Annotated in this window: 13 protein-coding genes; 10 read left to right on the forward strand and 3 right to left on the reverse strand. The window is 42.5% G+C overall.

Annotation, left to right across the window (positions count from 1 at the left end):
• Positions 1-86 precede the first annotated feature (86 nt).
• Both F0228_RS16730 and F0228_RS16735 read left to right on the forward strand, forming a co-directional pair.
• Positions 87-326, forward strand: coding sequence for a hypothetical protein (locus tag F0228_RS16730; protein WP_171762489.1), 240 nt, complete (start codon positions 87-89; stop codon positions 324-326).
• Between the two features lie 201 nt (positions 327-527).
• Positions 528-824, forward strand: a complete 297-nt coding sequence (locus F0228_RS16735) for a Dabb family protein (protein WP_102423243.1) — start codon at positions 528-530, stop codon at positions 822-824.
• Positions 825-910: 86 nt separating this feature from the next.
• Here the strand turns inward: F0228_RS16735 and F0228_RS16740 are convergent, their stop codons facing one another.
• On the reverse strand, positions 911-2,137 hold the full coding sequence (locus F0228_RS16740; protein WP_105057239.1) for a DUF3103 domain-containing protein: 1,227 nt from the start codon (positions 2,135-2,137) through the stop codon (positions 911-913).
• Positions 2,138-2,748: 611 nt separating this feature from the next.
• On the opposite strand from F0228_RS16740, the gene F0228_RS16745 reads away from it, so the two are divergent.
• Positions 2,749-4,218, forward strand: coding sequence for a transporter substrate-binding domain-containing protein (locus F0228_RS16745; RefSeq protein ID WP_105057238.1), 1,470 nt, complete (start codon positions 2,749-2,751; stop codon positions 4,216-4,218).
• A 110-nt stretch (positions 4,219-4,328) separates the two neighbouring features.
• On the opposite strand, the gene F0228_RS16750 is transcribed toward F0228_RS16745, so the two are convergent.
• Positions 4,329-4,871, reverse strand: a complete 543-nt coding sequence (locus F0228_RS16750; RefSeq protein WP_061032680.1) for a DUF3332 family protein — start codon at positions 4,869-4,871, stop codon at positions 4,329-4,331.
• A 312-nt stretch (positions 4,872-5,183) separates the two neighbouring features.
• On the opposite strand from F0228_RS16750, the gene F0228_RS16755 reads away from it, so the two are divergent.
• From F0228_RS16755 to F0228_RS16785, 7 genes are all read left to right on the forward strand, one after another.
• The gene (locus F0228_RS16755; protein WP_171762490.1) at positions 5,184-6,089 is read left to right on the forward strand and encodes a LysR family transcriptional regulator; all 906 of its coding nucleotides are present in this window, start codon (positions 5,184-5,186) and stop codon (positions 6,087-6,089) included.
• Between the two features lie 158 nt (positions 6,090-6,247).
• Entirely contained in the window at positions 6,248-6,493 is a 246-nt protein-coding gene (locus F0228_RS16760) for a hypothetical protein (RefSeq protein ID WP_171762491.1), read from the forward strand.
• Positions 6,494-6,706: 213 nt separating this feature from the next.
• Positions 6,707-7,231 (forward strand): 2-amino-4-hydroxy-6-hydroxymethyldihydropteridine diphosphokinase, encoded by a 525-nt coding sequence (gene folK, locus F0228_RS16765; RefSeq protein ID WP_105057235.1) that lies wholly within the window; start codon positions 6,707-6,709, stop codon positions 7,229-7,231.
• An 82-nt stretch (positions 7,232-7,313) separates the two neighbouring features.
• On the forward strand, positions 7,314-7,685 hold the full coding sequence (gene folX / locus F0228_RS16770; RefSeq protein WP_171762492.1) for a dihydroneopterin triphosphate 2'-epimerase: 372 nt from the start codon (positions 7,314-7,316) through the stop codon (positions 7,683-7,685).
• Positions 7,686-7,703: 18 nt separating this feature from the next.
• Positions 7,704-8,342 (forward strand): GTP cyclohydrolase I FolE, encoded by a 639-nt coding sequence (gene folE / locus F0228_RS16775; RefSeq protein WP_008223742.1) that lies wholly within the window; start codon positions 7,704-7,706, stop codon positions 8,340-8,342.
• Entirely contained in the window at positions 8,339-9,055 is a 717-nt protein-coding gene (gene folM / locus F0228_RS16780; RefSeq protein ID WP_105057234.1) for a dihydromonapterin reductase, read from the forward strand. Before folE ends, folM begins: the two co-directional genes overlap by 4 nt.
• 465 nt (positions 9,056-9,520) lie before the next feature.
• Positions 9,521-10,714 (forward strand): hypothetical protein, encoded by a 1,194-nt coding sequence (locus tag F0228_RS16785; protein ID WP_171762493.1) that lies wholly within the window; start codon positions 9,521-9,523, stop codon positions 10,712-10,714.
• Positions 10,715-10,925: 211 nt separating this feature from the next.
• Here F0228_RS16785 and F0228_RS16790 read toward each other — a convergent pair whose 3' ends face one another.
• On the reverse strand, positions 10,926-12,749 hold the full coding sequence (locus F0228_RS16790; protein WP_171762494.1) for a M4 family metallopeptidase: 1,824 nt from the start codon (positions 12,747-12,749) through the stop codon (positions 10,926-10,928).
• Positions 12,750-12,905: the final 156 nt, after the last annotated feature.

Below are 12,905 nucleotides of genomic sequence, written 5' to 3' on the forward strand. Positions count from 1 at the left end.
CATTATCACCCTATCGCTAAAGTTACCTTAACTAAGCAACACAGATATCAGACGAACAAATAATTAGAAATACAACGAGGTGATGTATGAATAAGTTAATCGCACTTGGCTTGATGGCGTTTTCAATGAACACTGCTTTTGCTGCTAGCGACGCACATACCGGTACTATCGATATGACAAGAAGTGAAGTCAGCCAAGTTAAGGCTGAGCGTGTAGAATCAGACTTAACACTCGAAGGAAGAAATGAGGCAGCTTTGGGTGGAATCAAATTTCAAAAGCATGTTGATCAAAACCAACCGATCCAACTTACAGGTCGTCGTGATTAACGCTTAAAGTGTGCTTACCACTTTAAACGTTCTACCATTGTTATGAAAAATGCTGTGCCTTAGGGTGCAGCATTTTTCGTTATGGACTCACTCTCTTGTGACTGTGATGCTCATCAAGCCTTGGCATGGTGTGTGACGTGTGGCATTTTGGTCACAATTAAAGGTTTTGCTGCATTAGATACGCTTGGAAAGGAAGAGCAGATGATACGTCATATTTTACTGATAAAATTCAAAGAACATGCGGAGCTTTCAGAGATTGAAAAGCTAAAGGTGCTGTTTGAGGCAATGCCAAGCAAGATTGAAGGCGTAACTTCCGTAGAGTGGGGGCTAAATGATAGTCCAGAAAACAAGAACCAAGGTTATAGTCATTCGGTCTTAATGACGTTTGAAGATGAAGCTGGGCGACAAAACTATCTACCACATCCAGAACACGATGCCCTGAAAGAGGTATTTCGTCCGTTGTTGGATGACATTATCGTGTTTGATTATTCTCTTTAGCCCTAATAATTTCTCAGTTACAAGATGTAAAGCGTATAGGCATAGGCATAGGCCCATACGCTTTGGTCAGAGCGAAAAATTACATGTTACTCTGTCGGCAATATGGTGACAGGAGTGAAAGAGGCTACGGCATTACCACCTGCACCAGGACGGTCAACATAAGGGGTGTTTTGCATTAAGGTGTAGTAGACGTCCACAAAATCATCGTCATTAACCAACACATTGTTTGGGATCAGCTCAATGATTTTACTGGTGATCTGAGGGATGATGGCATAACCCTGTACTTCTGGATCTGGAATCATTTTCAAAATCTCTTCAGCGGCTTGCACCAGCAGCTTCGCTAGGTCTTTATAGTTGGTGCCGTCATCATGTTCCATCAAGATCATGTCTGCAGCCCCCCAGCGGTAACGAGGCCAGAAGATGATGCTTTGGCTCGGATAGTAAGTCTGTTTGTCGTAGTCTAAGTAAGGCATCTCAATTAAGTCGATTTGTGGAGCTATACGACTTGAATCTACTCCAGTGACGATAGCGTAGATTTCCGCTTTGCCTGAGATCCACGGTTCTCTATCGATGGCTAAGCGAATCTTGGTTAACTGAGTGGTATTCAACTCTTCAGGCTCCGATTCAGCTAAAGAGCGCGCATCACTGTTAAATAGCGTCTGTTTTTGAGGTTCTTCGTGCTTGCTGCTAGCACTGTTGCTGCCTGAGTTAAGTTGTGTGTCTGTACCTTGTTTTTGCATTTCAGCTTGCATGGTCATCAACCCAGCCTTGAGCTCTTCGGCACCATTGCTGTCGATCACAAATACCGGGACATCGGGCATTTGGTACACGTCTAATTCATGAACTTGCCCATACACATCGTAAGCTTCGATGTATTGCCAATTTGAATCATCGCCCGATGGTTCGTAAGCAAACAGTGGGCTTTCTCCATTTTTCCAGGCTTCAACCATGGCTTCATCAGCCATCCTAATTTCTAAGACAGAATCACTGAAGTCGTCGATCCCTTTCATCTTACGATAGCTAAGATCGGCTTTGTGCATCTTGCTTGAAAAGGCAGAGTAGGGTTGGGCCGAGTTCAGTGTGTCTAATGGCGTCGATAAACTTTTTTCGCTGATTTGCTTTTTTAGAGAAGACTCAATGTCAATGTAGCGAGCACTTATTTGTAACGCTAGTGATTGCTTTTGTGCAGCGACATTCTTTGCAACAGCAATAGAGTCAGTAAGAGAGTGTGGTGTATCGATATTGTTTGCATAAGACTGAAAGCCAACTACTGTCGTCGCAAGTACCATACTGATTGTAAAAGATGGTCTCATAAATAATCCTTATTTTAATTTTTATCATTAATAGAGCAATTGCCCTACAGGATTAACCTATCAATAAGGTGAATGTGTTTAAAACTTAGTTAGTGATTTCTGTATCGGTATTTAGCACAAGATCTCAGTTCTATTGATTGTTGTAAAATTTATATAATGCAAACTTGATATTTGAATTTTTATAAACCAATCAATAGTTAAATGACAATATTATTATCTATTTATATGTTTTGTGTAATGAAGGTATGTTTTCAGTACTGATTTTGAATTGGCTCCTAAACGACCGAATTAGGAACAGATGTGGGTAGGTAGGAATAATATTAAGAGGTTACACGTCAATAAGAGTTATAGGATTTCACTATATCTACTATAGTTTCGGCCGTATTTCGGAAGAGATAGTTTTCGGTATAATTCGACTCCCTTAATTAATAGCGCAACGAAATGATCTGCGCACTACGTTATTTTTGAGACCAATCCACTCCTCATAGAACAACGTTATGGCGGTTTCCTCTCGTTAAATTGCTTCGCGTTAAACACTTCCTACATTGCACAAGTATTACTGAGGTTTTTGGCTTTATCGCATTAGAAATGGCGCTATAGGAATACTGCATATGACAAACTTTAACCGCGCTTCACGCTTATCAAAGGCATTGATTTTTATCTTTATTCTTTCTAAGTCCGCTTTCGGTCTAGAAGTGCCAGATAACGCACTTGAATCCTATGTTGGTGATTTCTCGGCTTTGAAAGAGAAAGGTGTAGTGCGTGTTTTAGTCTCAGGTGATATTGGTTTCTATCATATTGAAAATGGTAAGCCAAAAGGGATTTTAGCGGAGCAAATCTATTACTTTGATCAGGCACTTAAACTTAGTGATCCACTGTTGCGCGTCAAGGTGATTCCGGTAGAGCGAAGTGAATTGCTTGAAGCGTTAAACCAAGGGCGAGGGGATATTGCGGTAGCTAACCTTACGGTAACCGAAGAGCGTCAAAGGTTGGTGGATTTCAGCATGCCTATTCGCCGCGATATCGATGAGGTGTTAGTAACAAGCCTATCTAAGCCTTCAATCAGCAATGTCACACAACTACAGGGTAAAGAAGTGTGGCTTAAGCAGAATTCTAGCTACATCAGTAGCGTTCAAAAATTGAATCAGCAGTTTGAGAGAGAAGGAATGGAGCCTATTTATATTCATTTGCTCAACGCGAACCTGCAAGACCTTGAACTCCTCGAACTGATTAAGAGTGAGAAGATCACAGCAACCATTGTTGATAGCCATAAGTTGGAGTTGTGGGAGAGTTTAGAGAAGGACATTAAGATCCATAAGGGAATCACCTTTAGAGAAGACGCAGATATCGCGTGGGCCATTCGTAAGAATAGCCCTCAACTGAAAGCCCAAATAGACCACTATTTGCAAGAATCGAAGCAGGGCACGTTACTCGGGAACGTGATTGATAATCGATATTTAGACAGCGTTTCATGGATGACTCGTGCGTCTAATCCACAGCAAAACCGACAAAGAGATAAACTAGAAGCTTTGTTTGTTTCTTATGGTGAGAAGTACGATATCGACTGGTTCATTCTCCTGGCAATGGCTTTTCAAGAATCAGGGCTCGATCACTCGAAAGTATCGCACCGTGGTGCTGTGGGGATTATGCAGGTGATGCCTAATACGGCTCGGGATTGGTATGTAGACATTGATAATGTGTACGATTTGGAAAGTAACATTCATGCTGGAAGCAAGTATTTACGCTTTATCCATGACAGATACTTTGATAAGCCTGAAATATCTGACATCGATAAGATTTACTTTAGCTTAGCTGCCTATAACGCTGGACCAGCAAAAATAAGAAGAATGCGAAAATTAGCGGCGCAGCAAGGGTATAACCCAAATAAATGGTTTAATCATGTTGAGAGTGTCGCAAGAGAGAACATAAGCCAAGAACCAGTAAAATATGTCGCGAATATAAGTCGCTATTTTACGATTTATCAGCGCCTAGATGAATTTCAAGACACGCGAGAAGAGCAGTTAGGTAATATGACAAGGCAATTGAATATCAAGCGACTGTCTGACTATTTTGCTTATTAATAAGTGTCTGATTAATATGATGAGTCAAAAAAAGGGGTAGCGTTCTGCTACCCCTTTTCGTGTTATAAGCACTGACGATTGCTAGTTATTTTTACTCACTCACGATGAGCTTATGATTGCTTCGCAGAAGCCATGTACATCTGCATCTCTTCTAAACTGGTTTTTGCGATAACTTGGTTATCAAGAGAGTAGTGGACTTCATCGCCAAAACGATGACCTGTTAGTGTTGCACGTGTGCCGTCGTTGTACGTGAGTTCGATAGCAACTTCATCTTGATTGATAACTTTCATCTCACTGTGATCAATGACGTGTCTAGCTAATGGGTCGATAGGCGCGTCGGTCAAGCTTTCGTCCAATTGGTCGTTAATGTCGATGTAAGTATCAACTTTAGTATCAAAAATGTGCGGCTTTTTATTGATTGGGTTTTTGCCTGTCCAGAATTCTAGTGAGTTAAACACAATGTAATCGGCAGCAACCGTGATACCGTAGGCAGGGGCAAGAAGCATGTTTAAGCCACCACGAGCATAGCGGTTATCAACGGCTTTTACGTTGAATTCCATCAATTTACCCGTTACGGCATTACTACCTACACAACCAAATAAGGTGACAAGGCTCGCTGATATAATTATCGGTTTTACAAATCGGTTCATCATTCTTTATTTCTATAGACGTATATTAAGGAGCCGATAATTATGTCAAAGTCATCAATCTTCTAGTATAAAGCGTCGCCTATACTAGATATCAGAAAAACCTATATCTCTATATAAACCAAAGAACTAGCGCCGTTATTCTTGTAATTTACCGTTCATATTGGTGGTGGGTTAAGTCATATTTATTAGAAGGTTTTAACAAAGCTCTGTCATAACCCTAACTGAAGTATGGAATTAGGTTGGGATAATAACGAGTCAGTTAAACGAAATTACTTTCTACGTTTATTCATTTAAATGACTGCCTGAAGAGCCCGAATGAAACGATTTAACCTAAACCTCATCTATTACTTTATTGCGATATATGAAGAAGGAAACTTAACGTACGCAGCAGAAAGGCTCAATATATCTCAGCCTAGCCTCAGTGCTCATTTAAAGCAGCTTCGAGATGAATATCGTGATCTGTTGTTCGTAAGAAAATCGTACACGCTTGAGCCGACACCAGTCGCTAATGACTTGTATCCTATCTTTAAGCAAGCGCACAAGCTTGTCTCTCACTCACTGCCTGAAACGCATGATTTTGAACCGAAAGAGTGCAGTTACACGTTTAGAATTGCGGCGATGAGCATTTCAAGTAGTGTGATCTTGCCTCAAATACTAGACAGGATTCAGGAAGAAGCCCCAGAGTGCGTTATCGAAGTCGTGAATATCAAAGAAGATATGGCAACCGACATTCGAGAGAAGAAGATTGATCTTGTGGTTGACCTGACCAATGCTCATTCAACATTGTTGAGTCAAAAAATCTGGAGTGATGAACTTTGTGTTGTTTGTAGCCAGAACCACACACGCATCAAAGAGCAAGTTAGTTTAGAGCAATACCTTGCAGAAAAGCATGTAATGCTCACTCATGATAACTATCGAGTGAATCAACTTACCAAGTTTCATAGTCCGATCTTTGAAGATCGTATAGTCGCAAGGAAGCTCAATTCGATTGCAGACTTCTCTGAGACTATTTGCAACAGCGACTGGATTGCGACCTTACCGAAAGGCGTAGCCAACACCCATTTTGACAAGAACAAAATCAAGTTGTTAAAAATGCCATTTGAATACACAAGGCCTTCGTTAAGCGTGTTTTGGCACAGTAATCGTAACGACGATATCGTCAACCAATGGTTAAGAGACCTGTTTGCTAGCGAAGTATTGAGCTTAAGTTCCGAACTATAGAAAACGCCAACTTATTCGAGTAGGCGTTTTGGCCATCTGACCCGCTCTTCATGTATACAGTGCCTTATGGTACAAATGACAACATTCGAAATACTCGCGGCTTTAGAAATATTAGTGGCTATTGCCAAAGAGACGCCCATTACAACAAAGACTGACTTATGAATTTTGATATCAATGCACTGAAACACCACCAACTGGTTGAAGATGGCCAACTTGAAGGCTGTTACATTCATCAGCCAGCTCAAGGTAGCCAGCAAGATGACAAAGAGGTATTGGCAGAGCGCGATGCGCTAGAGAGCATAGGCCACAAGGTCGTACAAGTTAAAGCTAAAGGTGGTACAACAACGTTCGCTGAGGCAATGCAAAAGTTAGTGAAGAAGACAGTCCACCAATCCAAGAACTAAGTGAATAGGGGGCTAGGTAAGGCTAGAGTGCCCCCTATATTTTCTCGGTTAGTTAGCTCCTACTTAAGCCTCTGTTACCTATTCAAGCTTTAAAAATGACAAAACCTGCCGCTAAACCCAAGTTATATTTTGTCTTCCACACATTAAAATAATACATCGCTGATCTTCATAGTAATTAGGACGTATAGGCTGCTTAAAAAGTAAGGAAACAATATGGCCACCGTCTATGTAAGCATCGGAAGCAACATCAACCGAGAACATCACGTCACTGAATCTCTCAAAGCGTTAAATGACCACTTTGCACCACTGCACCTATCCAATTTTTACGATTGCGAGCCTGTTGGTTTTGAAGGCGACAATTTCCTTAACCTAGTGGTGGGGTTTGAATGTGACCTCGCTGTCACAGAACTCTCTCAGGTTCTTCATCAAATCGAACTGGACAACGACCGCAAGCGTGAAACCAAAGAATATGCTTCACGTACAATGGACATCGATATTCTTCTTTATGGCAATCAAACCGGCATCATTGACGGTATAGAGCTGCCTAGAGGTGAAATCACCGAGTACGCTTTTGTACTTCGCCCATTAGTCGATGTTGCGGCGCAAGAGCGACATCCCACTCTAGACATATCGTTTCAGCGGCTCTGGAACAACTTCGACCAAGCGAGTCAGAAAACCGCCCCCATCCCTTTTGAGCTCAGTTTCATGCAGCCATCGCAGCGGCTAAATGAGGAATGAACTCGTTATCACCTGAGCTCTACTGATCTTTTCTTAAAATAAGCACGTAACTGACTTCACTTCCTAAGGATTGGACACTGTTATGAATCACAACGCCATTATCACCATTACAAATCTCAGACTAAGAACCTTCATCGGCTTTAATGAAGAAGAGAAGACTAAACAGCAAGATATCGTTATTAATGCTGAGATTCATTATCCCGCTAACAACCTTTGTCTCTCTGACGACGTCGACAACGCACTCAATTACAAAAACATCTGCAAACAAATCATTCATCACGTCGAGTCAGGGCGCTTTCTGCTTTTAGAGAAGTTAACCAGCGACGTCCTCGGTATTTGTATCGACCACTCATGGGTTCGGTACGCGCAAGTGAGAATCGACAAACCTCATGCGCTACGTTTCGCTGATTCCGTCTCGCTCACCCTGACCTATGAAGCTGAAGTCGAAAATTAATGAAAAAGGAGCAGGCCAATGTTAACTACAGAAGCAGAAAAAGTAAGGGAAGCTTTGCTCGGGAAGGGACTAGAAACCCCAATGACATCGAGCGAAATGAACAATGACCAAAAGTACAACCGCATTAAAGGACTCTTAACAGAAGTGGTCAGTACACTTGGATTGGATTTGACCGATGACAGCCTCGCTGAAACACCTCATCGTATTGCAAAGATGTATGTTCACGAGATATTTTCAGGGCTCGACTACAATAATTTCCCTAAGATCAGCGTGATAGATAATAAAATGTCGGTTGATGAGATGGTTAAGGTCTCGGATATAGATTTAACTTCGACGTGCGAACATCACTTCATTACCATCGATGGTTTAGCGCAGGTAGCCTATATCCCCAAATCCAAGATTCTTGGGCTTTCTAAAATAAACCGTATCGTGCGATTTTTTGCTCAGCGTCCTCAAGTGCAAGAACGCCTAACTCAGCAAATCCTAGTCGCGATCCAAACTCTCGTTGAGACAGAAAATGTGGCTGTGACGATAAAAGCCACTCACTACTGCGTGAAGTCTCGAGGCGTTATGGATGCAAACTCGGAAACGACAACAACTGCGCTCGGTGGCAGCTTCAAAACTAACCCTCAAACTAGAGCTGAGTTCTTACGATGAGTGAAACGATACTGATAACCGGGGTGGGGAAGCGCCTCGGCTTCGCTTTAGCGCAACAACTTTTATCGGACGGGTATAAAGTGGTTGGCACATACCGAAGTAACTACCCTCAGCTGCAATTGCTACGTGACAATGGGGCAGACCTACAGCAGGTCGACTTCTATCAACAAAGTAGTTTAGAGAGCTTCCTTCATTACGTTGGTCAAGAATATAAGGCACTTCGAGCCATCGTTCATAACGCTTCCGACTGGAAGCCAGAGAGTAAGAAAGACCCCAGCGAAAACGCATTACAAATCATGAACGATATGATGACTATTCACACCACCGTGCCTTATCTGGTGAATTTAACACTCAAAGGCCAATTGATGTCTGGAGATCAAACTTCAGATATCATCCACATCAGTGACTACGTCGCAGAAAAAGGTAGTAAAAAACATATCGCTTATGCAGCCAGTAAAGCCGCACTCAATAACTTAACGCTTTCATTTTCAGCGATGCTGGCCCCTAAGGTGAAAGTGAATACCATCTCCCCGGCCATGATTAAGTTCAATGAACATGACGACGAAGCGTACAAGGCCAAAGCATTGCAGAAAGCATTGATTCCAGCAGAGGCCGGCTTTGAGGAAATAATAGATGGCATCAAGTACGTGTTGGCTAGCCACTATATGACTGGGAGAACCTTGCACTTAGATGGCGGCAGACATTTGAAGTAAAGCTAGTGAGCTTTATGCTTAACGCGGCATAAGTAAAGTAATTGCGCTTATCCTATGGAGACGCAATACAAAATGACTCATAGGTCTATTTTCTGAACGTAGACTCGTGGTATTTAGATATCGAAAAGTGTCTTAACCAGCAACGATGAATGCTCTTGGGAAGACTGTGCGAGCTTTTTTGCGGCGCGCCGAAGACTCCCGCATCCTCTCGCAACTATCTAATCAAATCTTTGTTTAAACTGATAAACCAACCAGTAAAAAGCCCGAACTTTTAGATCTCAGTTGAATTCAAAAGAACGCCTTTTTCAATTAAGGGTAACGGTGTTGTCAAGCGATAGAACTTAATCTACGTTTTGTCGTGGAGAGATTTAACCATCAATCTTAGTTTCATTTAAAACTCGATTGAGGAGAACTAAGTGAGAAGGTACTCACACTTTCACGCACCCATTAAATAAAGGAATTAGAATGGAAATTGGTGGTTACGATGAATATCGTTACGAACAATTAAGGTCTGTCGGAGTCGGTAATTTAGAAAAGCGACTAAAGTACTTAAAAATCAATGAAGCAGTGGAAAAAGAGTGTCTAGATGCGTTGCACCAAATGGCGTTACAAATCACTCAGACCTCATATGGAGCACATTGCCGTCAGAATGGAAATCCAATGGATTGGATAAATATGATGAGAGGCTTTGTTAACCAATTCAAAGTGGCGCAAAGTATGCGGCACAACTGGGCTCTACCTGACAGCATTAGATCGAAAGTCACTGCTCCCGAAGCTCAAGCATTGGTAGAACAAATGGAAATGGTTACGGCACTTTCTTACTATACGTTTAATTCTAGCGCGCTTAATACCGGAATGACTGGGTACACAACCAAGGGGAAAGCACTTGATACCCGTGCGGTTGACGTCTGGAATTCTTCCAAAAAGTGGAGACAACACTCAACGTCACATGTCGATGTTCCTGTGTACCGTCAAATTACGATACCAAACCCGCAGAATTCAGCTTGGTGGAAGTATGCGGATGACATCGTCAACGGTGCTAATCCCAAAGGGCCAGTCGGAACCATTAAAAGTAGCCGTTATTTGTCCTGTAGTTTTCATAAAGGTTTTATCGAAGGCGCTTGTTTTCCCGTTTACAAAAATACAGAGGGAATTCTGAATTTTGTTATTCGTCGGGCTCAAGGTGTCAATATTAGTGCCTTCAGTGGTTACAATAGTACCAACCTCGCTAATCGCTTAGATGAAACTGCCGTTAGGCTTCTGAATTTAAATGATCCCTCTATCAATAGTGTTGCGAGCTATGAAAAGAAATACGTTAACGATGTAATCGAAAAGAGTAAGACCCTATATTTTGAACATCGTCGTAGAAATAAAATGAAGCAAGGGTTTGAGAACATGGCAAAGCTTATGGGGTTCAAGAGCAATGACTCAGCCATTGCTGTTCAAGCTGAGTTTTTATTACCACCTTCAGCTCAACTATCTGTAGACCGTATAGTCAAAAAACCAGCCTACTCAGGCGCAGCCAATGTACCTGTATTAGAAGTACATTGTACCTACGTAAGAAGCACAGAAAAGTCCAATGGCTTACCGCAAGTTTTGGCTCCGAGCGAGCAATCTATGTTCCTTGGTCCGACTAAACTTTACCCCGCAAATAGTTGATTTCATGTAAGCGTGACAAGCTAAGTTGGGTAGAGGGTGGCATTGAAGGTGGGTAATTGAATCTCCAATGCTCAATGTCTTCGCTACAGCCTCTTAATAAACAAAAGATCCTAAATAAAAACCTCTGCTCATGCTAAGCGTAATCAGAGGTTTTTTTGTATTAGCAGCCTATAAGCAATTAGCTATTTATCAGCGATCGAGGTGTGTAGGCTTAATCTAGGCGCAAGGTCACTCCAGAGTAATTTGTGTACCCGCGAAGTAACACGTGATAGGTGACGCCCGGCAGAGCGCTGACACTGCATTGCTCATTATTACCGGTACGATAAGGACGACAATCATAGCTTGAGGTGCTTGGTTTACTGCCTGCTTTAACATATAGGTCTGCATCGCCAGATCCACCAGATATTGCGACCGTAACGTTGGATGCAGAATCTACGGAGAATGTGTAGAAGCTTTCAGAGTATTTGTTACCACTCAGGTTCGAGATAGGTGCCCCTTTGGTGAGTACATCGTCACCTGGAACCGTAGGGCCGCAGCTTGCATTGACGCCAACACTGTTAAACGCTTCTTCCACGTCGGCAACCGTATAACCAAGATCTGCAGCCGCTTTGGCTACGCCACATGCACCGGCATCAAAGGTACTGTTGGCTGTCCAATACAGTTGGTTGGCGACGGTAAAGATTTCAAAACCTTTGCGTACATCCCAGCCTGATTTGTTAGCTAAAAGGTAAAATGCTCGGTTATAAACACCGCTCGACAAGTGAACATTCAAACCATCGTAGTAATCAGAGGCGTGATCGATTGAACGACCATCTTTTGATGGTTGATCAAAGTAACGCAAGCCACCTTCCGATTTGAAGATATCGCTACCGACAATCCAATCCACATTTCCACGCAGGTAGTATTCAGCCGCTTCGCCTGCGATGTCGGAGAAGGCCTCGTTTATGCCGCCTGACATGTTTCTGTAGACCAACCCGGAGTTTTGTTCGGTGAAACCATGGCTCACCTCATGCGCACTGACGTTGATGTCGACTAATGGGTAGAAGGTATTTTTACCGTCACCAAAAGTCATGGATGAACCATTCCAGAAGGCATTCTCATAATCGGTACTGTAGTGAACACGCATAGTGAGTTGGAACGATAAAGGCGATGTGTTCATCCACTCTTTGTACATATCAAAGACGACGTTGCCGAAATAATGCGCATCGTTAAGGGGAGAGTAGGCGCCATTCACGTATTTATGATCTGTGTAGTTGCTGTCATCGCTACAGTTGTAACTGTAGGCTGAACTACCAGAAGTTCTGTTATTCAAGTCGACCGTTTTCACTGCGTCGTTCTCTAACGTACATGTGGTCCCGGTTTTATCAATCGAGAATCCTGGAAAGTCAGTACCATATTCATATCGATTGGTTTTGGTATTACCACCAGGTCCAGTTCCCAAGGCTTTGGCGTGATTTAATCCGTTCCATTTTTGAAGTACTTCCCCCGTCATGGCATCAATAAAGAAGAAAGGACGTTCTGGGTAATTGGACGCGACAAAAAAATCGACCAAATACACTACCTGCGCGGTTTGGTTCTCATCGAGCCTGACAACTAACTTCGCATTTTTGTTTTCAATCGACTTTTTGCCGACGGTAAACGAGCGGTGGGAGGACAATGCAGCTTCGATGGCTTGCTCCTGATTCAATTTAGGCGCGATGTGTGATAGATCATCGCTGATCCCTTGCGCCATTGAACCAAATACTTGGGAGGGTTGGTTTTGGGATAGGGTGGCGACAACGGAGGTATTAAAGACGGGTAGACCAAAGTGGGTTTGTTGGTAGCGTACTTTGGTTTTTCCATTGGGCAGTACCACCCGTTTAACTTCAGAAAAACCTAGCTCTAGCGGTGCAATGCTCTTTGATTGAGCAATGAGGCTTTGTTGGAGTAGGCTATCGTTCTCGATGGTGACCATTTCAGCAGCGTGTGCATTAAAGCCAAAAGATGTACCTAGAATAGCTGCTATTTTCCAGCTTAGTTGACGTTGTTGGTTCATTTCTTGTTCCTGATTTTATATAAACTCCTTCTTCCCAACGGCTAAATAGGAAGTCTATATGCAACACAGTAATGCCATGTGTTACGAATCAAGATTGGAAGAGCATTTCGGCTTATGACAAGTTTTTATTAGAGATTAAATTTTAGAGTATGTAAT

The organism is Vibrio sp. 99K-1, assembly GCF_013114585.1.
In the GTDB taxonomy this organism is placed as follows: Bacteria; Pseudomonadota; Gammaproteobacteria; order Enterobacterales; family Vibrionaceae; genus Vibrio; species Vibrio chagasii_B.